This is a genomic window from Polaromonas sp. (genome assembly GCF_036676035.1).
Classification (GTDB): Bacteria; Pseudomonadota; Gammaproteobacteria; order Burkholderiales; family Burkholderiaceae_C; genus Polaromonas.
Genome location: NZ_JAKFDR010000099.1, coordinates 25,098 through 45,638 on the forward strand (window position 1 = coordinate 25,098; position 20,541 = coordinate 45,638).

The window sequence follows — 20,541 nt, forward strand, 5'->3', positions numbered from 1 at the left end:
TGCATTCGCAGCAGGACATCTCAAAATAGCGCGACAAGGGACGGCAAGACGTAGCCATGACCGGTTTCCCGGCTGGGGAGTCGAACCCCAGGCATCCTATGTAGTCCTGCCAGCATTCGCGCAAAACCCGAGGCCCCCGCGTGGCGACAAACGAGTGGTGAGACTCGGTTGAAATGTAGTCCCACCCGCATTCGCCACGCGACGACGCTTATTCAACGTCGGTTTACTGCGGTACCAGCGAGACCTTGTCGATCTCGCCCACCCAGTGCTCGGCGTTCATCTTACCGTCGGCGAAGTTCGCCACCGTGGTGAACACCGCATCGGAGAAGCCGCCGACATTCAGGATGTCTTGGCGCTCCGCCGCCTGCGTGGTCACGGTCGGTTGGATATCGATGCACACCAGGCGCGCTTTCGGGTTACGCTGCTTCAGCACTTCCCACTCGCGCAAGGTCTGCGTCGCACCGCGCCGGTTGGCGTCGACCCAGGACTCGTTGTCCGAGACCAGGATCACCAGATCCACCGATGCACGCTCGCGGTTCAGCAAAGCCAGGGGCGCGCTGCAGTTCGTCCCGCCACCGCCGATCTTGGCCAGCGCCTGGGCGTTGGTCATGACCGAGTCACGGGCGTTCAGCGACAGCGTCACCACCTCCTGCTCGAACGGCAGCACACGGGCCTGCGGGTTCTTGCGGAGTACCGCCGCAGCCACCAGGGCAGCCACGTCTATGCAACGCACGCTGGACGTGGCCGAACCGCGATGACCGGTGACGGCCGAGCTCATGGAACCCGACACGTCAGGGCACATCACCACACGGCCCGCAAAGCTGGGTACGTTGTTCAGCGCGACTTCCATCGCATCCTGCAGTGCATCGCGAACCACCTGCGGCACGGCTTCACCCGTCGCCTTGAACGCAGCCATCAGCTGGTACGGCATCACGCGAGCCTTTGCCACGGCCTGCGGGTCGCTCAACTTGGCAGAGACCACCTCGGCCATGCCTTCGATGTCGAACACACCGTGACGAGCAAAGGTGTTCAGATTCTGACGAACCATCTGCCACGAACCGGTGCGAGCGATCTGCGCCCACTGGGCCGGGCTCAGCTCCAGTGCAGTCAACATCTGGAACGGAACGTCCGGCACATCGCTTGCAACGCCCTGAGCGCTTTCGCGCTTGAAGCGTTCGAAGGCCTGCGTGATGGGCGGCAGAGCCGCTTCATCGACCGGCTTGCCGATCAGCCACGCGAACCAGGCGGCACGCCAGGCCTCGGAAGGCTTGGGGTGAACCATCTTGACCACGTCGGCCAGCGAGGGCGTGTTGCCCACGGCGGCATTCAGCAGCTGCTTCTCGGTCGCCGTCAGCAGCCAGTGCTGTACCAGCTTCTTGGGGCGTGTACCCAGCGACTTGCGGCCAACAGCGCCGCTGCGCAGGATTTGCACGAAGTTGCGCAGCATCTTGCCGTTGTCGACCACCCGCGAGAACACCTGGTTCAGCAAGGCCACGTCACGCACGGCCAGGCCGGCCACCAGCAGCGCCGGCATGTCTTTCATGTAGCCGGACTCGCGGGCGTAGATCGCTGTCTTGGCGACGAAGGCGGCATCCACCTCCTGCGCCAGCGCCGTCACCTTGTCCAGCTGGTCTTCCGCATTGGCGTAGAAGGTCTGGCTCAGGCAACCGGTGGCTGCGAGTTGCGCCAGCTGATGGCGAGGGTTGAAGGCATAGGCCGGCGCTTGCTCGGCATTGCGTGCCAGGGCGGCAGGCAGCAGGGCGCCCTTGAGGGTTTGGAAGAGTTGCGTGTTGACCATGAGTGTTCTCCTTTTGCATTCAACTTGTCGTTTGTGTTCTTCTATCAGCAAAGGGTGTGCCAGGCATGCCAACTCTTGATGAACACACATTTAAGTTGTTGATTTACATGGAAATTTCTCAATAATCACGGCCTTGACGCTAAATTCACCTGCCGTAGATTTATAAAATTATTAGAATTATTGCTAGATAATTATCTAAATGGATATGGCCAAGAAAAACGTTGTGATCGGTTTCATGGGGACCCAGCTGGACTCGGGCCAGGGCGCCGGCCGCTGGGAGAAGTGGCGGCCGACGATTTCCCTGGTCCAGCATGAAGACACACTGATAGACCGACTGGAATTGCTCTACGCGACGAAGTACGAGGCTCTCGCGCAGACCCTTCAGCGCGACATCGCGAACGTGTCGCCCGACACCGTCGTGAACCTCGTGCCCATGGATGTTGCAGACCCCTGGGACTTCGGTGAGATGTACGCAGCCCTTTACGACTGGGCCCGGAGCTACCGGTTTGATCCGGCTCACGAGGAGTATTGGGCGCACATCACCACCGGCACGCACGTGGCGCAGATCTGCATGTTCCTGATGGTGGAGTCGCGCTTCATTCCTGGCGTACTGCTACAGACTGCGCCACCGAAGAAGCAGGAGCGCGGAAATCCAGGCAGCTACACACTGATCGACCTGGACCTCTCTCGTTACGACGTCCTGGCCCAGCGCTTCAGCCAGGCCCATACGGAGGCCCTGGAGTTCCTGAAGAGCGGCATTCCCACCCGCAACAAGCGCTTCAATGCCCTCATCGAAGAAATCGAGCGCGTCGCGGTGCGCTCGCAGGCGCCCATCCTGCTGACCGGCCCCACCGGCGCCGGCAAGTCGCACCTGGCGCGACGCATGTTCGAACTCAAGAAGTCGCAACACCGGGTACAGGGCGATTTCGTCGAGGTGAACTGCGCCACGTTGCGCGGCGATGGGGCGGCATCGACGCTATTCGGCCACAAGAAGGGCGCATTCACCGGCGCCGCGGCCGAACGGGCCGGACTGCTCCGCACAGCGCACCAGGGCGTTCTGTTTCTCGATGAAATCGGCGAGTTGGGTCTGGACGAACAGGCCATGTTGCTCAAGGCCGTGGAAGAAAAGCGCTTCTTGCCGATGGGTAGCGATCGGGAGGTCAGCAGCGACTTTCAGCTGATAGTCGGCACCAACCGTGACTTGCGGATCGATGTGGCACAGGGGCGCTTCCGGGAGGATTTGTTCGCACGGATCAACCTCTGGGCCTACACCTTGCCCGGCCTGGCACAACGCCCGGAGGACATCGAGCCCAATGTTGACCATCTGCTCGTGCGGGCGGCCACAGACACAGGGCGTGCCGTTCGCTTCAACGTCGAAGCCAAGGCTCGCTATCTCCAGTTTGCCAAGTCGGCGGACGCCCTCTGGAGCGGCAACTTCCGCGACCTGTCGGCCAGTGTCACCCGGATGGCCACGCTCGCGGACGGTGGGCGGATTTCGACGGGCTTGGTCGATGCCGAAATCCAGCGGCTTCGATGGCTATGGCAAACGGCCGCAGAGACGCAGGCGCCTGAACTTGACCTCGATGCCTTGTTGCCGAATGCCGCTGGCAAGCTGGATTTGTTCGACCGCCTGCAGCTCGAAGCCGTCATCAGGGTATGCCGGGAATCCCTGACGCTTTCCGACGCCGGCCGCCAACTCTTCGATCAATCGCGCACCCAGCGCTCGGTCGTCAACGACGCGGACCGGCTGCGCAAGTACTTGCTCAAGTTTGGACTGACGTGGGATGCGATACGTCAGTTGGCATGAGTTGCGGCAAGCGCCCCATTTGCTGGGCCTCTTCGTGCTTCGCGGTGATGCGTCGCAGGGCGCCTCGCCAAGCTTCCTCTTGCGTTCCGGCAAGAAATGACGCTCTGCACTGGCTTCAACCCGAATGGCCCACGAAAATTGCCCGGAATTAGTAGAGATTTTCTTTGGCCAACTTATAGTTGAACTTCCGGCGATCCGCCAACTTATGCTTTATTCGCAGCCCTGAAGAACCCCAAAAACCAAGACAAATCGGACAGCATGTGCTTTAAGTCGAAGTCATTTTTGGTTAACGGCACACAGAGAGTTTCCTCTCAAACCCCACATTCAACCCATCAATCGCCAAGGTGCTTGAAGCTGCCTTCGGAAGCGCTATCCAAACCGGCCTCCACCTCGGGCTCGTGACCCGAGGCGAACAGTGGGGCCGTTTTTATTGACTGATCCAAAATCATCCGGACAGTCTTACCCCGCCAAGGCAAAGACCGCCAAGGCACAGCCCGTGCTCCAGACCGATGTGGTCCGGGTGCATGTGGGTCACGATCACGCGTTGGCGCGCCTTCACATGCCAACGGCCTTGACCATGACGCGCACCGCATCCACCAGGATACGGTGCGTTGTTTTGAAGTGGCATGACTACAATCGCCGGCCTGCTCCAGGCAAGCCAGGCGAGTCAGGCCCGCTACTTGCCCGGAGCCTCGGCAGGCGGCGTGCCTTCCTTGAACAATTGCTGTAGCTGGGCGCGCAATTCCGGTGTGTCCTGATGCTGATGAACTGCCACCGCATGCTGCACTGCGGCCTCTAGCAACTCTTTGTCCGTATCGGCGGACATCGCTACCGTGCATTTCATGTCGCTCGGAAACTCCCGGCAATCGATGTATTTACGTGTCATTTCAACCTCCTCATCAAGCAAATGATGGCAAGGCTCGGGTTGGGGCGTAGTTTTAAGTGGCGTCTGCCCGGGCGAAGTACAAATGCGGACTGTGCCGCACCTCTATTTATAGTTAAGAAAATCCCCTCATGCAAGAACTCATCGGTCACAAGATGAAAGTGACTTTTTGCCTCTGGCAGCGTTCTCAGCGCGTGCCTGGGACTGATTACTTCGCGGCCTTGTCCCGCGCCTGCTGCTGGCGTTTGCGCTTGCTCTTGTTCAGGGACTGCGGCGCCATGAGCCTGGCGCGCTGCCGTTCGGCTTCCTGCAGCTCGGCTTGCCGGCGCTGCTTTTTGGCCTTGAAATACATGATCGTCCGGGCCACACCAAAGGCGATGGCAAACGCCGCGAGCGCGATGAGGACGCCGCTCACGTTATCCATGATTGAGCACTTCGGGCTTCATTCGGTCAGAAAAAGCGCCTGCAAGTCGCTCAAAAAATCAAAACCACGCGGTGTGGGCTTGACGCGCACCAAATCGCGCTCGATCAGGCCCTTGCGCTCGGCCTCGTCCAGCCCGCGCTGGATGGCCGTCAGCGGCAAGCCGGTTTTTTCTGAAAAATCCTGCAGCTTGAAACCCTCTTTGAGGCGCAGGGCGTTCAGCATGAATTCAAAGGGCAGCTCGGCCCGGCTGACTTCGTGCTCTTGCGTCACGGCCTGGCCTGCGAGAGCTTTTTCCATGTACAGCCTGGGCTCGCGAAAGCGCACCTGGCGCACCACACGGTGCGCAAAGCTCAGCTTGCTGTGCGCGCCGGCCCCAATGCCAAGGTAGTCGCCAAACTGCCAGTAATTGAGGTTGTGAAAACAGCGGTGGCCGGGCTTGGCAAAGGCTGAAACCTCATAACGCTGCAGCCCGGCGCCCTCCGTCAGTTCGGTGATGCGGTCCAGCATGGCGTAGGCCGCATCTTCCTCGGGGATCACCGGCGGAAACTTGGCGAAGTAGGTGTTGGGCTCAATCGTCAGGTGGTAAATGGAGATATGGGGGGGCTGCAAGGCCAGTGCCTGCCGCAGATCCTGCTCCAGATTGGCCAGCGTCTGGCCCGGCAGCGCGTACATGATGTCGAGGTTGAAGGTGTCAAACGCCTGCGCCGCCTCTTCCACCGCCGCAATGGCCTGCGCCCGGTCATGCACACGGCCTAGGGCCTTGAGGTGCTGGTCGTCAAAGCTTTGCACGCCAACAGATAGCCGCGTCACGCCCGCGCTGCGAAACGCGCGGAAGCGGTCTTTTTCAAAGGTCCCGGGGTTGGCCTCCAGCGTGATCTCGCAATCCGGCTCCAGCCGCAGCCGCGCCCGGATGCCGGCAAGCAGGCGGTCAATCGCCTGCGGTGAAAACAGGCTGGGCGTGCCGCCGCCGATAAAAATGCTGTGCACCATGCGGCCCCAGATCAGCGGCAAGGCGGCCTCCAGATCGGCCATGAGCGCGTCCAGGTAGCGCTGCTCGGGCATCTCGCCACTGACTTCATGCGAATTGAAATCGCAGTAAGGGCACTTTTTGAGGCACCACGGCAAGTGCACATACAGCGACAGCGGCGGCAAGGCGGCCAGCTGCAGCGTCCCCTCACGCATGTAGTGCTGAATGTCTTTCACGATCGGCTCAGTCAATAAATCCATGTGGCAGCGGTGGCACCATGCAACGGTCGCAGTTCAGGCCAGCGGACACCGCGGAACCGGCTGTGCCGGGCCGCTGGTGTCGCCCCTTGAGGGGGAGGCCGCGACACGAAGTGCGCCAGGCAACGGGGTGAGTCATGTCCACCACCGCTCGCGCATGAGGTCCATCATCTGGCGCGTCGCCCGGCCCCGGTGGCTGTTGGCATTTTTAAGCTCTACCGGGAGCTGGGCAAAGGTTTTGCCAAACTCGGGGATGAACATCACCGGGTCAAAGCCGAAACCGTTGCTGCCGGCGGGCTCCCGCGCAATTTCACCGGTCACGCGGCCCACCGAAATGAGCGGCTCGGGGTCTTGCGCGGAACGCAGCGCCACCAGGGTGCTGACCATGGCCGCACGCCGGTTGGCGATGCCCGCCATCTGCTCGAGCAGGGCCCGGACATTGTTGTCATCGCTTTTGGCGTAGCCAAACTGCGTGGCGTAAAACGCGGTGTCCACCCCGGGCAAGCCGCCAAACGCCTCCACGCACAAGCCGGCATCGTCCGCCAGCGCCGGCAAGCCGGAAAGCCGCGAGGCATGGCGCGCTTTGGCGAGCGCATTTTCGACAAAGGTGCGAAACGGCTCCTCCGCCTCGGGAATGCCCAGGTCCCCCTGGCACAGCAGCTCAACGCCCAATGGCGCCAGCATGGCCTGCAGCTCCGCCAGCTTGCCGGGGTTGTTGGATGCGAGTACGATTTTCATGAAAAACGGCCGTAGCCCTTGATAGTTGCGCGCAATCAGCTATTAATTTGATAGCGATTTTTCCTGCAGTGCCACCAGCTCACTGATGCCTTTTTCGGCCAGCACGAGCAAGGCGTCCATTTCCTGGCGTGAAAAAGCAGCGCCCTCGGCGGTGCCCTGCACCTCGACATAGTGGCCGGCGCCGGTCATCACCACGTTCATGTCGGTGTCGCAGTCGACGTCTTCCACGTACTCCAGATCCAGCATCGGCGTGCCCTGCACAATGCCGACCGAAATCGCGGCGACGTGGCCGTGGATAGGCGACTCCTTGAGCTTGCCTTCGGCCAGCAGCTTGCTCACCGCGTCCTGCGCGGCCACGAAGGCGCCGGTGATGGCCGCCGTGCGCGTGCCCCCATCCGCCTGGATCACGTCGCAGTCCAGGGCAATGGTGCGCTCACCCAGTTTCTTCAGGTCAAACACGGCGCGCAGCGAGCGGCCAATCAGGCGCTGGATTTCCTGGGTGCGCCCGCTTTGCTTGCCGCGGGCGGCCTCGCGGTCGCTGCGCGTATGGGTGGCCCGGGGCAGCATGCCGTATTCGGCGGTGACCCAGCCCTCGCCGCTGCCTTTTTTGTGGCCGGGCACTTTTTCTTCGACCGAGGCCGTGCACAGCACCCTGGTGGCGCCGAATTCGATCAGCACCGAGCCTTCGGCATGGACGGTGTAGTGGCGCGTGATGCGCACGGGGCGCAGTTCATCGGCGGCACGGCCGCCGCTTCGGATCAATGGATTCATGGTGAAAAAGCTTTCTGGCGAAGAAATGCCGGACCGGCAAGACAAGATAAAACAAACAGCTGCGCAGGCGGCGACTAAACCCAATCTGGGCTCAGGGTTTTCGGGCGGCAGAACGTCGTATGGCTTCGTTGATTTCCGCGATCGAGCGTTCAATGGCCGCGTCATCCAGCTCGTCCACCGCAGTGTCGAGCACACCGGCCTGAATGGTGGAGGCAAATACGCCGTCCATGATGCTGTCGGTGGAAATGCCGCGGGTGGACTCAAACGCATCCGGCGTTTCCCACTCCATGGCCAGCACCGTCACATTATCGCCGTGTTCGCCCCCATTGCGCAGCGCATGCTCCACCAGCTCGGGCACCGCATCGGACACGCCGGAGCCGGCCAGCTGGCGAACAATCTCATCGTCGCTCAGGCTGCCCCAGAGACCGTCCGAGCAAAGCATGATTTTGTCACCCTGCTGCAACACCACGGGCCCGGTCACGTCAAACACCGGTTTGGTCGGCGAGCCCAGGCAAGTGAACAGGATATTGCGGTTGATGCGCTCCAGCCGGATCACGCCGGCATTTTGTTGCTCCAGATAGGAATGGTCGCGCGTGCGCGTCAGCAGTTCTCCTTCGCGCACCACGTACAGGCGCGAATCGCCGCAGTGCACCCAGGTCGCGCCGGTGCCCTGCAGGATGGCGGCCACCAGCGTGGTCCGGGGGGTGTCGAGCATTCCTTTTTCACTGGCGTAACGGATGATCTGGTGGTGCGCGGCCAGCAGTGCCGATGAGAGGAATTCGACCGTGTCCTTGATGACCGGACGGGCTTCTTTCTGGTACAGCGCAGAAATGGTCTGCAGCGCCAGTTGGGCCGCTACTTCGCCTTCAGGATGGCCCCCCATGCCATCGGCCAGCACGAACAAGCCCGATTCGCGCGTGTAGCAATAGCCCATGCGGTCTTCGTTTTTCTCGCGCCCACCCCTGCGACTGACCTGAAAGACTGAGAATTTCATTTGAATTTGGTCGCAAAGCCGGTGGCTTTACGCGCGGTTTTCTTGGTGTCAGACACCATGTTGTCAAACTGGAGGCGGACTTTTTCGCTGACCGTGAGCTTGGTATAGCGGCGTTCGCCCTCGCGGCTCAGCTCTTTTTGCAGGGCAAACACCGACTGGGGCCGCGACAGCGGATCAAGGGACATGCACCATTCGACCACCTCGATCAGATTGTCGGAATACACTCCCCGCAAACGGGACAGCGCCAGCGACAGCCGGTCTTTTTCCAGACGCTGCGGTGCATCGTTGGGCGGATAGCCCTGCATGGTGGCGTAAATGCAGGCGCCAATGGCATAGATGTCGGTCCAGGGGCCCATCGACGAATCGCGGCGGTACATTTCAGGCGCCGCAAACCCCGGGGTGTACATCGGCCGGATGAAGTTGCCTTCCTTGCTCAAGACCTCGCGCGCTGCGCCAAAGTCGATCATCACGGCCCGGTTGTCGTCGGTGACGAAGATGTTGGCGGGCTTGATGTCCAGGTGCAGCATCTTGTGCTGGTGCACGATGCGCAGGCCGCGCAGGATTTCATCAAACAGGGAGCGGATGGTCGACTCGCGGAACACCTTCTGTTTTTTAAGCTCGCGCGCGGTGATGATGAAGTCCTGCAGGGTTCCGCCCTCCAGGTAATTCATGACCATGTACACGGTCTCGTTCTCGCGAAAGAAGTTGAGCACGCTCACGACCGAGGTATGCGAAATCTGGGCGAGCGAGCGGCCTTCCTCAAAGAAGCTTTTAAGCCCCAGACGGTATAGCGACAGCTTGTCAGGCTGCACCTGCGGCAACAATTCTCCCGGCGAACGGCTCGCCAGTGACGATGGCAGGTACTCCTTGATGGCAACCTGCTGGCCTTCGTTGTCGACAGCCAAGTAAACTACCCCAAAGCCGCCCGCTGAAAGCTTGCGCACAACGCGGTAGCCGCCAATGACGGTATCGGGTGGCAGTGGCGCCGGCTTGACCTTTGACATAATTTGGGACGAACCAGAGTGACAAGGTCACCCAGTCTGGTTTTATTTACCTGGTTTTCTTTGCGAAAAGCGTATTACTAAATGTCAGTTTACAGCATGACGGGTTATGCAACCGTGCAGTCCAGCACGGCGCTGCCCACTGAAACGGATGCCGCCGCCAGCTCCCGGCTGGGCGTCGAAATCCGCTCGGTGAACAGCCGTTTTCTGGATCTGGCCTTCCGTCTGCCCGATGAGCTGCGGCAAACCGAACCCGCCTTGCGCGAGCTGCTGACCGGCAAGCTCAAGCGCGGCAAGATTGAGCTGCGGGTGGCGCTGGACAACAGTTCGGCCAGCACACTGCGGCCGCCAACAACCGCCACCCTGCAGCGCTTGGGCGCCCTCGAAGACAGCATCAAGGCCTGGCTGCCCCAAGCCCCCGCCTTGAGCGTGGCCGATATCCTCAAAATCGCCAGCAGCGAAGATACCAAGCCCCATGACCGCAGCGAAGAGCTGCTCAAGCTGGCCAAAACAGCGCTGAAAGAGCTGCTGTCGGCCCGTGAGCGGGAGGGCGCCCGACTGGCGCAGATGCTGCTGGACCGCACCGCGCAGTTGCGCGTCCTGGCCCAACTGGCGGTGCCCATGGTGCCCAAGCTGGTGGAGCAGCAAAAAGCGCGCTTTCTGGAACGCTGGAAAGAAGCCATGGCGCTGACCGACAACACCGCCTTGCCGGAAGCCGCCCAGGACCGCGCGCTGACGGAGGCCACGGCGTTTGCGATCCGGATTGATGTGGCCGAGGAAATCACGCGCCTGTCCTCCCATCTGGACGAGATTGACCGGCTGCTGGCAGGCGGCGGTGAAATGGGCAAACGGCTGGACTTCCTGATCCAGGAGCTGCACCGCGAAGCCAATACACTGGGCTCCAAGTCAGCGGCCCTGGAGCTGACCCGCATTTCCGTGGACATGAAGGTGCTGATCGAGCAGATCCGCGAGCAGGTGCAGAATATTGAGTGACCAGGTGACGCTTTTTGCCTTTATTCACTATTAAATTGATAGCTATCCACGCACAACCGACATGGACTACCCCGGAAACCTGTTTGTAGTAGCGGCGCCCAGCGGCGCTGGCAAGTCCAGCCTCGTCAAGGCCCTGATGGAGCTGGACTCCCGCGTTCAGCCCTCGGTCTCGCACACCACGCGCCCGCCGCGCGGCCAGGAAAAGCACGGGCGGGAATATTTTTTCCTGTCGCCTGAAGAGTTCGATGGCATGGTCCAGCGCGATGCGTTTCTGGAGTGGGCCCATGTACACGGGCACCGCTACGGCACCTCGCGGCAAACCATCGAGGACCGGATCGCCCACGGCGCCGACGTGATTCTGGAAATCGACTTTCAGGGCGCCATCAACATCAAGAAGATTTTTGCCAATGCGGTGCTGATCTTCATCCTCCCACCCAGCTGGGAAGAGCTGCGCGCGCGCCTGCAGCGGCGGGGCGAAGACACGGCGGAAGTGATTGAGCTGCGCCTGAAAAACGCCGCCACCGAGATGGCCCAGGCCCATGAATTCGACTTCGTTATAATCAATGAGTTATTTGAACGTGCCGTTTTCGACTTGAAAACCATTGTTCATGCCCAACGGCTGAAGTTTGCGGCGCAGCGACGTGCACGCGCTGAAACCTTCCAGGCCCTGCAAATTTCTTAAGTTTTCCCCACCGGAGTTCACCATGGCCCGCATTACTGTCGAAGATTGCCTCGAAAAAATCCCCAACCGTTTCCAGTTGGTGCTGGCGGCCACCTACCGTGCCCGCATGCTCAGCCAGGGCCATGCCGCCAAAATTGAAAGCAAAAACAAGCCTGGCGTGACCGCCCTGCGCGAGATTGCCGACGGCAAAATCGGCCTGGAAATGCTCAAAAAAGTGCCTAGCTGAGCCGGTTCGCACCCCCTGTCAAAAGCACCGCCCGGCGGTGCTTTTTCGTTTCCAGCCCCTAAAAAACCCGTTTTTTGCATGTTTTCCCCGGCCCGGGATACATTTAAGGGATGAGCGCCCTGCTTTCGCCCACCCACACCAGCAAGTCGACCCCGGCAGCCGCCAATGCAGCGGCAGCCAGCTTTGCCGCGCTCACGGCCAGGCTCGACTACATGAGCGCGGCCGACGTCGACAGCGTCCGCCGCGCCTACCGTTTTGCCGACGAGGCCCATCTGGGCCAGCTGCGCAACAGCGGTGAGCCTTACATCACCCACCCGATTGCGGTCGCCCAGCAGTGCGCCGAATGGAAACTGGACGCCCAGGCGCTGATGGCCGCGCTGCTGCATGATGCGATCGAGGATTGCGGCGTCACCAAGCCGGAGCTGATCGAGCGTTTTGGCGCCCCGGTGGCCGAGCTGGTGGACGGGCTGACCAAGCTGGAAAAGCTGGAATTCAACACCCGCGAAGAAAACCAGGCGGAGTCGTTCCGGAAAATGCTGCTGGCCATGGCGCGCGATGTGCGCGTCATTCTGGTCAAGCTGGCAGACCGCACCCACAACATGCGCACGCTCGGCGATGTCCCGCGCGCCAAATGGGCACGCATTTCGCGCGAAACACTCGATATTTATGCCCCGATCGCTCACCGGCTGGGCCTGAACACCACGTACCGGGAGCTGCAGGACCTGTCCTTCCGGCATTTGCACCCCTGGCGCTACGTCACCCTGGAAAAAGCCCTGCTGCGCGCGCGCGGCCGCCGGCGCGATGTGATCAAGCGGGTCCAAAACGAGGTCGAACAGGCATTTGCCAACGCCCACATTGCGGTCCACATCTACGGGCGTGAAAAGGCGCTGTACTCCATCTACCGCAAGATGGATGAAAAACACCTGTCCTTCGCCCAGGTCACTGACATCTATGGCTTTCGCGTCCTGGTTGACAACCTGACAACCTGCTACACCGCCATGGGGGTGCTGCACCAGCTGTACAAGCCCCTGCCCGGCAAATTCAAGGACTACATTGCAATTCCGAAAATCAATGGCTACCAGTCGCTGCACACCACCCTGGTAGGCCCGTTCGGCACCAACATCGAGTTCCAGATGCGCACGGAAGCCATGCATGTGGTGGCCGAGTCCGGCGTTGCCGCGCACTGGCTCTACAAGGCCACGGACCCGGAAGGCGACGCCTCGCAGCGCCTGGGGGCGCAGTGGCTGCAGTCCCTGCTCGATATCCAGCATGAAACGCGCGACGCCGCCGAGTTCTGGGACCACGTCAAGATCGACCTGTTCCCGGATGCCGTTTACGTGTTCACGCCCAAGAGCCAGATCATGGCCATGCCCCGCGGCGCCACGATTGTCGATTTCGCCTACGCGATTCACAGCGATGTGGGGCACCGGGCGGTCGCCGCCAAGGTCAATGGCGAACAGGTGCCGCTGCGCTCCGAACTGCACAACGGTGACGTGATTGAAATCATCACCGCCTCCATCTCCAGCCCCAATCCGGGCTGGCTGGGTTTTGTCCGTACCGGCAGGGCCCGCTCCAAGATCCGCCATTACCTGAAAACCATGGCGCTGGCCGAATCGCAGGAGCTGGGCGAAAAAATGCTGGCCCAGGCACTGCGGGCCGAAGGCATAGTGTGGGAGCGCCTGCCCGAAGACGACGAAGCCCATCACGCCACCTGGGAAAAAATCCTCCGCTTTACCGGCAACCGGTCGCGAACTGACTTGCTCACCGATATCGGCCTTGGCAAACGCATTGCCAGCATGGTGGCCAAACGCATCGTGACCCTGCTCGCCGAGACGGGCGAAAAACCCGATGCCCTGCTGATGAGCCGGGAGCGTTTTACCGCCCATGAATCCGTGTCCCAGGGCGCGCTGGTGCTGGACGGCAGCGAAGGCGCCTCGGTGCAGTTTGCCCCCTGCTGCCGACCCATCCCGGGCGACGGCATTGTCGGCTACCTGGGTCGCGGAGAAGGCCTGGTGGTTCACACCGATGATTGCGCGGTCGCCAAGCGGCTTCAGCACCGCGACAGCGAGCGGTTTATCGCCGTGGACTGGTCGGATGAACCGGTCCGGACATTCGAGACCGGCCTGCTGGTCACCGTGTCCAACGGCAAGGGCGTGCTGGCGCGCGTTGCCGCGGCACTGGCCAGCACCGAAGCCGACATCACCCATGTGGACATGGGGAATGAGCCGACACTCGATGCCACGGATTTGCGCTTCGGCATTGCGGTCCGTGACCGCATCCACCTGGCCGCGGTCCTGCGCAGCATCAAACGCACGCCCTCGGTTTTGCGCGTGCAGCGCATCAAGCCTGCGGGGTAGAGGGCCCCCACGCTTTTCACACTCCCCCGTTCATCCTGAGGTATCGAAGGATGCCCCCGAGGGGGCTGAGCTTGCTCGGGGCGGCCCTTCGCTGCGCTCGGTGGCCCTCAGGCTTTTCATGGTTCCGCTTGCCCTGAGCCCATCGAAGGATAGGGCGGGAAAATGACTACCGTCAGTGCGCCGCCGCATCGGGTGCGGGATAGTCGACCCTCAGCACCTCGAGCACCTGCACGCCCTGGGGCGTGACCAGGTTGACCTCATCGCCCACCCGCGCCTTCAGCAGTGCTCGCGCCGCAGGCGATATCCAGCTGATCTGGCCCAGTGCCGTGTCCGCTTCATCAATACCGAGAATGGTGACCGTACGCTCGGTCCCGTTGCCGTCCACGTAGCTGACAGTAGCGCCGAAAAACACCTGGTCTTCGCCGTGATGCACCGAAGGATCGGTCATTTCGGCGATTTCAAGCCGTTTCGTCAGAAACCGGATACGCCGGTCAATTTCACGCAGCCGTTTCTTGCCATAGAGATAGTCGCCGTTTTCAGACCGGTCCCCATTGCTGGCCGCCCAATGGACAATTTCAACGACTTTGGGGCGTTCGTTGTCGATCAGGTCCAGCAATTCGGCGCGCAGGCGCGCATAGCCTCCCGGAGTGATGTAGTTTTTACTCCCGGCAGGCAGCGGCGGCAGGGCCAGTTCCTCGTCGTCAGCGTCGGTTTCTTTGGTGAAAGCTTTGCTCATGGCATACCAAGAATACACCCGGAAAAAAGAAAAAGCCTGCAACTTTCGTTGCAGGCTTTTCAGTGTGGTGCGGCTGGCAGGAATTGAACCCACGACCCCTTGGTTCGTAGCCAAGTACTCTATCCAACTGAGCTACAGCCGCTAAGCCTCGAATTATAACCTATTTACAAGCTATCCACTGGTAGGGCGTGTTGGACTTGAACCAACGACCAAAGGATTATGAGTCCTCTGCTCTAACCAACTGAGCTAACGCCCCCCGTTCACACCCGAGATTGTAAGGGGCTACTTGCTATGGCTGAGGGCCGTGCTCACCAGTTTGGAGGTGATGTCAACGATCTGGATCATTTTTTCATAGGGCATGCGCATGGGCCCGATCACGCCCAGCGTCCCGACGACCTGGCCATCGACCTCATAAGGTGCAGTCACAACGGAGAGCTCCTGGTAAGGAATGACCTGGCTTTCACCACCAATGTAAATACGCACCCCTTCGGCCCGGCTGGAGACGTCGAGCAGGCGCATGAGCTGGGCTTTTTGTTCAAACAGGTCGAACAGCTTGCGCAAACTGCCCATGTCGCCGGAAAAATCACTCACCGCCAGCAAATTGCGCTCTCCGGCAATCACAAGCTCATCGCGGGACTCAATCGCCTCCGAGCTGACCTGAACGGCGGCCTGCATGAGCGAGGCGATTTCGCCGCGCAGGGCCTCCACCTCGTGCTGCAGGCGCTCCCTCACTTCTTCAATGGCCATGCCCGCGTAGTGCGAATTCAGGAAATTGGCGGCCTCGATCAGCTGCGTCTGGGTATGGTCGGTCTCGGTAAAGATGACCCGGTTTTGCACATCGCCATCAGGCGACACAATGATGACCAGGAAACGTTTCTCGGACAGCCGCAAAAACTCGATATGCCGGAAGACCGAGGTGCGGCGCGGCGCCATCACCACCCCGACAAACTGGGACAGGTTTGACAGCATCTGGGCCGCATTGCTGATGACTTTCTGCGGCTGGTCGGGCGCCAGCCGTGGCGCGGCCATGGCGCCGACCGCCGGGAACTGGTCCCGCTGCATGGTCAGCATGGTGTCCACGAAGAGGCGATAGCCCTTGGCCGTGGGAATACGGCCGGCGGAGGTGTGGGGGCTGACGATCAGGCCCAGCTCCTCCAGATCGCTCATGACATTGCGTATCGTGGCGGGTGAGAGTTCCAGCCCGGAGGCCTTGGAAAGCGTGCGTGAGCCTATCGGCTGCCCGTCAGCGATATAGCGCTCTACCAGCGCTTTTAACAACAACCTCGAACGATCATCAAGCATGACAACATTCTACGAAGCTTGAAGCGAATGTTGTGATGTAATTTACCGATGAAGTCGCAATTCCGCCATGTCGCACTGATCGGGAAGTACCACGCCCAGGGCTCCCGCTCTGCATTGGAGGATCTTGCGCACTTTCTGAACGCGCAGGGCTGCGATGTAGCCATTGAAAAAGACACCGCCAGCAACACAGGTTTGACTCAGCACCCCATCCTCGACGTCGCAGGGATAGGCGCCCATTGCGATTTGGCCCTGGTCATGGGGGGCGACGGCACCATGCTGGGCATCGGCCGGCAGTTGGCCCAGTTTGGCGTGCCGCTCATCGGCATCAACCAGGGCCGGCTTGGCTTCATCACCGACATTGCGTTTGAAGATTACCCGGAGACGCTCGAGCCGATGCTGCGCGGCGAGTTTGAAGAAGATCGCCGCTGGATCATGCAGGCCAAGGTGGTTCGTGATGGCCGCTGCGTTTTCAATGCCACCGCAATGAACGATGTCGTGGTCAATCGTGGCGCGACGTCCGGCATGGTGGAGCTTCGTGTGGAAGTGGATGGCCGTTTTGTGGCCAACCAGCGTGCAGACGGCCTGATCATCGCGTCGCCTACCGGTTCGACGGCATATGCCCTGTCGGCTGGCGGGCCTTTGCTGCACCCTTCCATTGCCGGGTGGGTGCTGGTGCCGATTGCCCCTCACACCCTGTCCAACCGGCCCATCGTCCTCTCGGACAGCGGAGAAATTACGGTTGAAATCGTCGCAGGCCGAGACGCCAGCGCCAACTTTGACATGCAGTCGCTGGCCAGCCTGCTGCACGGCGACCGGATTACCGTTCGGCGCTCGGAACACCAGATGTGCTTTTTGCACCCCAAAGGCTGGAGCTATTTTGATACCTTGCGCAAAAAACTCCACTGGAATGAAGGCGGCGCGTGACGCGTGCCCATGAGTCTGCTGTATGAGTCTTAAAAGTATCACCCTGCGCGACTTTGTCATTGTTCATGAACTGACGCTGGATCTGGAGCATGGCTTTACCGTACTCACCGGAGAAACAGGCGCCGGCAAATCCATCCTGATCGATGCCTTGCAGCTGGTTCTGGGCGCACGCGCCGATGCGGGTGTGGTTCGCGAGGGCGCCCCGCGCTGCGAAATCAGCGCCGAATTTGACTGCCCGGCCACCCTGCTGGACTGGCTGGAACAGGCCGGGTTTTCTGCCGGTGACGACTTGTTGATGCGCCGCACGATCGATGCGCAGGGCAAGAGCCGGGCCTGGATCAATGGCAGCCCGGCAACCGCCACACAGCTGCGGGACATCGCCGATCTGCTGGTGGACATTCATGGCCAGCATGCCTGGCAAAGCCTGACGCGGCCCGATGCGGTGCGGGGTTTGCTCGATGCCTATGCCGGCCTGTCCACCCAGACCCTGACACAGCACTGGCAGCACTGGCGCCAGACACAAAAAACACTGTCGGATGCCCGCGACGCCCAGGACAGCCTGCAACGTGAGCGCGAGCGCCTGGCCTGGCAAATTGGCGAGCTGGACAAGCTGGCACCGGGCGCCGATGAATGGGAAGAACTCAATGTGCAGCACAGCCGTCTGTCCAACGCGCAAGCCCTGCGCGACGCGGTGCAGACCGCACTGGACGCGCTGCAGGAGTCTGAAGAAAACGCCTGCGGGCTGCTCGGCAAGGCACTGGCGGCATTGCAAAACCAGGCCCCTATCGAGCCCCAGTTCACGGCCCTGGCGGAGGTTTTAAGCAGCGCACTGGCACAAGCCGAAGACACCGTGCACTCGCTGCATGGTTACGCCCGGCACGCCGAGCTGGAGCCCCAGCGCCTGAACGAGCTCGACGAGCGCCTGTCACTGTGGATCAGCCTGTCAAGGCGCTACAAGCGCAGCCCTGCGGAATTGCCCGAACTGCTGGCCTCCTGGCGCAGCGATTTGCAAAAACTCGATGAGGCGGCAGATCTGGCCACGCTCGAGCAGGCCGAAAATCTTGCCCAAACCGCTTATCTTGAAGAGGCCCGGCTGATTTCGAAAACCCGCACCAAAGCAGCCCCCTCGCTGGCCAAGGCCATCACCCAGGCGATGCAGGGGCTGGGCATGCAGGGCGGCAAGTTTGAAGTGGCCCTCAACAAACTGGCGCAGGCGGCCCAGCACGGGCTGGAACAGGCCGAGTTTCTGGTCGCCGGCCACAGCGGCACCACCCCGCGCCCGGTCGGCAAAGTGGCCTCGGGCGGCGAGCTGTCACGCATCGCGCTGGCCATTGCCGTCACGACCAGCCAGTTGGGGCAGGCGCAAACACTGATTTTTGACGAAGTGGACTCCGGCGTGGGTGGCGCCGTGGCTGAAACCGTAGGCCGCCTGATGAAACAGCTGGGCAAGGACCGCCAGGTCATGGCAGTGACGCATTTGCCCCAAGTCGCCTCCTGTGCCGACCAGCACCTCGTGGTGGCCAAACGGGCGGAAAAAGGCACCACCGCCAGCACCGTGGCGCTGGTTCATGGTGAACCGCGTGTCGCCGAAATTGCCCGCATGCTCGGCGGCGAGCATCTGTCCGGCACGACGCTGGCGCACGCCAAGGAGATGCTGGGCCGATGAGCACCACCGCGCTGGAAATGGTCCTGATCACCGGCATGTCGGGATCCGGCAAGTCGGTGGCCCTGCATGCGCTGGAAGATGCCGGTTACTACTGCGTCGACAACCTGCCCCCCGCCTTGCTGACCTCTTTCGTGGCGCTGGAGCAGCAGCACGGCGCCAGCAAGGTGGCCATTGCCATGGACGCGCGCAGCGGCACCTCGCTGCCACTGATCCCCCAGCAGCTGCTGCAACTGCGCGCACAGGGCGTGGTGGTCCAGTCCCTGTTTCTGGACGCCAATACCGAAACACTGGTGCGCCGGTTTTCCGAAACCCGCAGACTGCACCCCCTGTCCCGAAGAGACGCCTCCGACCAACGCCGGGCGCTGGTGGATGCCATCGAGCTGGAGCGCGAATTGCTAAGTGACATGCGCGAGCAGGCCCATGTCCTGGACACCAGCATGATCCGGTCCTCGCAGTTGCAGGGCTACGTCAAGTCACTGATTTCAGCGCCCACCACGCAGCTGACCCTGGTGTTCGAATCATTTGCATTCAAGCGGGGCGTCCCCATGGATGCCGACTATGTGTTTGACGTGCGCATGCTGCCCAATCCGCATTACGAATCGGGGCTGCGGGACCTGACAGGCCGGGATGAAGCCGTGGCCAACTTCCTGGGCGCCCATCCCGAGGTGAATGACATGCTCCATCACATTGAACAGTTCATCAACCGTTGGCTGGAGGCACTGGTACGGGATCACCGCAGCTATGTCACCGTGGCCATCGGCTGCACAGGCGGCCAGCACCGCTCGGTGTACCTGGTGGAAAGGCTGGCCCAGGTGTTTGGCCAGCAATGGGCCACCCTGAAACGCCACCGCGAACTGGACGCTGCCGGCTGATGGCGACGTCTCGCCCTTCTCTTTTTCTCTTTAACTGATCCGTCCCTGCATCAGCAGTTTTCTGATCGGTGCCGGCAAACCCAGCTCCGGCCATGTCTGCGGGCCAAACCAGGCGCCACCGAACGCCGGCTTTGAAAGCGCCGATGGCATGGCCTGCTTTTCAGAGAACCCGACCAGGACCGGCGACAAGTACAAATCCTTGTGCGTCAACACATGCACAAAGGGCTGGAGCGGCTCCAGCCTGGCACGCAGGCGCTGGGGCAAAGCCGCGCACAGGTCCGCTTCGCTGTCAAACACCGGCAGGCAATACAGCCCGCCCCAAATGCCGGGGGTGGCACGCCGCTCCAGCCAGACCGACCCATCCGGTCTCTGCGCCCAAAGCAGGCTGAGCGCTTGCGAACTGCGTTTGAGTTTGCGGGTTTTGACAGGGTATTTTTCGGGCTCTCCCGTCCGCAAACCCTGACACATGGCCTGCACCGGGCAAACCGCGCACTGCGGCTGGCGAAGAGAACAGATCGTGGCCCCCAGATCCATCAAGCCCTGCGTATAGCGCGGCATCGCATCGGCAAGCTGGCGCTTGGGCAGCATGTGGGCCGCCAACGCCCAGAGCTGCCGCTCGTGGGCACTTTGGGCCAGGTCCGCCGAAAAACCGAGCACCCGCGTCAGGACGCGTTTGACATTGCCATCCAGAATGGCCACACGCTCGGCAAAACAAAACGATGCAATCGCGGCAGCCGTTGAGCGCCCAATGCCCGGCAAGGTCTGAAGCTGCTCGGCCGTGCGAGGAAACTGCCCGCCATGGCACGCCATGACCTCCTGGGCACAGCGATGCAGGTTGCGCGCACGGCTGTAGTAACCCAGGCCGCTCCACAAGGCCAGCACCTCATCCTGCGCGGCAGCGGCCAGATCGCCGACCGTTGGAAACCGCTGCAGGAACCGGGCGTAGTAATCCAGCACCGTGACCACCTGGGTCTGCTGCAGCATGATCTCGGACAGCCAGACCCGGTAAGGGTCACGCGTGTTTTGCCAGGGCAGGCTGTTGCGGCCATGCTTTTTCTGCCAGCGAACAATGGCGTCTGGAAACCCTGGCGGGACCGCCTGCATCGGATCGTCGGAATGGCCCCGGGCGGGCTTGATGACGGC

General features: G+C 61.4%; 19 protein-coding genes and 2 tRNA genes. 8 read left to right on the top strand and 13 right to left on the bottom strand.

Annotated elements, in window-relative coordinates; genetic code table 11:
* Nucleotides 1-223 precede the first annotated feature (223 nt).
* Nucleotides 224-1,798 carry a vWA domain-containing protein gene (locus V6M61_RS14910; RefSeq protein ID WP_332777368.1) on the bottom strand — a complete coding sequence of 525 codons (1,575 nt, stop codon included), beginning with the start codon at nt 1,796-1,798 and terminating at the stop codon, nt 224-226.
* Nucleotides 1,799-2,003: 205 nt separating this feature from the next.
* Here V6M61_RS14910 and rtcR point away from each other — a divergent pair, with 205 nt between their 5' ends.
* Entirely contained in the window at nt 2,004-3,605 is a 1,602-nt protein-coding gene (rtcR, locus tag V6M61_RS14915) for an RNA repair transcriptional activator RtcR (RefSeq protein WP_332777448.1), read from the top strand.
* 676 nt (nt 3,606-4,281) lie between these two features.
* Here rtcR and V6M61_RS14920 read toward each other — a convergent pair.
* The 7 genes from V6M61_RS14920 to V6M61_RS14950 form a co-directional block, all read right to left on the bottom strand.
* On the bottom strand, nt 4,282-4,491 hold the full coding sequence (locus V6M61_RS14920) for a DUF1059 domain-containing protein (RefSeq protein WP_332777369.1): 210 nt from the start codon (nt 4,489-4,491) through the stop codon (nt 4,282-4,284).
* 205 nt (nt 4,492-4,696) lie between these two features.
* Complete coding sequence (locus V6M61_RS14925) at nt 4,697-4,912, bottom strand: hypothetical protein (RefSeq protein WP_332777370.1); 216 nt, start codon at nt 4,910-4,912, stop codon at nt 4,697-4,699.
* A gap of 18 nt (nt 4,913-4,930) precedes the next feature.
* Nucleotides 4,931-6,139, bottom strand: coding sequence for a radical SAM family heme chaperone HemW (gene hemW, locus V6M61_RS14930; protein WP_332777371.1), 1,209 nt, complete (start codon nt 6,137-6,139; stop codon nt 4,931-4,933).
* A gap of 132 nt (nt 6,140-6,271) precedes the next feature.
* Nucleotides 6,272-6,874 carry an RdgB/HAM1 family non-canonical purine NTP pyrophosphatase gene (gene rdgB / locus V6M61_RS14935; RefSeq protein ID WP_332777372.1) on the bottom strand — a complete coding sequence of 201 codons (603 nt, stop codon included), beginning with the start codon at nt 6,872-6,874 and terminating at the stop codon, nt 6,272-6,274.
* A gap of 42 nt (nt 6,875-6,916) precedes the next feature.
* Nucleotides 6,917-7,645, bottom strand: a complete 729-nt coding sequence (gene rph, locus V6M61_RS14940) for a ribonuclease PH (protein WP_332777373.1) — start codon at nt 7,643-7,645, stop codon at nt 6,917-6,919.
* Between the two features lie 91 nt (nt 7,646-7,736).
* Entirely contained in the window at nt 7,737-8,639 is a 903-nt protein-coding gene (locus V6M61_RS14945) for a PP2C family protein-serine/threonine phosphatase (protein WP_332777374.1), read from the bottom strand.
* Nucleotides 8,636-9,643 carry a serine/threonine protein kinase gene (locus V6M61_RS14950; RefSeq protein ID WP_332777375.1) on the bottom strand — a complete coding sequence of 336 codons (1,008 nt, stop codon included), beginning with the start codon at nt 9,641-9,643 and terminating at the stop codon, nt 8,636-8,638. The genes V6M61_RS14945 and V6M61_RS14950 overlap by 4 nt, the downstream gene beginning before the upstream one ends.
* An 81-nt stretch (nt 9,644-9,724) precedes the next feature.
* Between V6M61_RS14950 and V6M61_RS14955 the strand changes: the two genes are divergently transcribed.
* The 4 genes from V6M61_RS14955 (at nt 9,725) to V6M61_RS14970 (ending at nt 13,898) form a co-directional block, all read left to right on the top strand.
* The gene (locus tag V6M61_RS14955; protein ID WP_332777376.1) at nt 9,725-10,633 is read left to right on the top strand and encodes a YicC/YloC family endoribonuclease; all 909 of its coding nucleotides are present in this window, start codon (nt 9,725-9,727) and stop codon (nt 10,631-10,633) included.
* Nucleotides 10,634-10,694: 61 nt separating this feature from the next.
* The gene (gene gmk / locus V6M61_RS14960; RefSeq protein ID WP_332777377.1) at nt 10,695-11,315 is read left to right on the top strand and encodes a guanylate kinase; all 621 of its coding nucleotides are present in this window, start codon (nt 10,695-10,697) and stop codon (nt 11,313-11,315) included.
* A gap of 22 nt (nt 11,316-11,337) precedes the next feature.
* The gene (gene rpoZ / locus V6M61_RS14965; protein ID WP_332777378.1) at nt 11,338-11,541 is read left to right on the top strand and encodes a DNA-directed RNA polymerase subunit omega; all 204 of its coding nucleotides are present in this window, start codon (nt 11,338-11,340) and stop codon (nt 11,539-11,541) included.
* 110 nt (nt 11,542-11,651) lie between these two features.
* On the top strand, nt 11,652-13,898 hold the full coding sequence (locus V6M61_RS14970) for a RelA/SpoT family protein (protein WP_332777379.1): 2,247 nt from the start codon (nt 11,652-11,654) through the stop codon (nt 13,896-13,898).
* Nucleotides 13,899-14,070: 172 nt separating this feature from the next.
* Here the strand turns inward: V6M61_RS14970 and greB are convergent, their stop codons facing one another.
* The 4 genes from greB to hrcA all read right to left on the bottom strand — a co-directional run bounded on the left by greB (nt 14,071) and on the right by hrcA (nt 15,936).
* Nucleotides 14,071-14,634, bottom strand: a complete 564-nt coding sequence (gene greB / locus V6M61_RS14975) for a transcription elongation factor GreB (protein WP_332777380.1) — start codon at nt 14,632-14,634, stop codon at nt 14,071-14,073.
* Nucleotides 14,635-14,699: 65 nt separating this feature from the next.
* Nucleotides 14,700-14,776, bottom strand: a tRNA-Arg gene (locus tag V6M61_RS14980).
* Nucleotides 14,777-14,813: 37 nt separating this feature from the next.
* Nucleotides 14,814-14,890: transfer RNA gene (locus V6M61_RS14985), tRNA-Ile, on the bottom strand.
* A 26-nt stretch (nt 14,891-14,916) separates the two neighbouring features.
* On the bottom strand, nt 14,917-15,936 hold the full coding sequence (gene hrcA / locus V6M61_RS14990) for a heat-inducible transcriptional repressor HrcA (RefSeq protein ID WP_332777381.1): 1,020 nt from the start codon (nt 15,934-15,936) through the stop codon (nt 14,917-14,919).
* Between the two features lie 48 nt (nt 15,937-15,984).
* On the opposite strand from hrcA, the gene V6M61_RS14995 reads away from it, so the two are divergent.
* Genes V6M61_RS14995 through rapZ form a run of 3 tightly spaced genes read left to right on the top strand, consistent with a single transcriptional unit; the run spans nt 15,985 to nt 19,398 of the window.
* Nucleotides 15,985-16,860, top strand: a complete 876-nt coding sequence (locus tag V6M61_RS14995; protein WP_332777382.1) for an NAD kinase — start codon at nt 15,985-15,987, stop codon at nt 16,858-16,860.
* A 22-nt stretch (nt 16,861-16,882) separates the two neighbouring features.
* Complete coding sequence (gene recN, locus V6M61_RS15000; RefSeq protein ID WP_332777383.1) at nt 16,883-18,526, top strand: DNA repair protein RecN; 1,644 nt, start codon at nt 16,883-16,885, stop codon at nt 18,524-18,526.
* A complete protein-coding gene (gene rapZ / locus V6M61_RS15005) occupies nt 18,523-19,398 on the top strand; it encodes an RNase adapter RapZ (protein ID WP_332777384.1) in 876 nt (291 codons plus the stop codon). Before recN ends, rapZ begins: the two co-directional genes overlap by 4 nt.
* Before the next feature lie 30 nt (nt 19,399-19,428).
* On the opposite strand, the gene mutY is transcribed toward rapZ, so the two are convergent.
* Nucleotides 19,429-20,502 carry an A/G-specific adenine glycosylase gene (gene mutY / locus V6M61_RS15010; RefSeq protein ID WP_332777449.1) on the bottom strand — a complete coding sequence of 358 codons (1,074 nt, stop codon included), beginning with the start codon at nt 20,500-20,502 and terminating at the stop codon, nt 19,429-19,431.
* Nucleotides 20,503-20,541 lie beyond the last annotated feature (39 nt).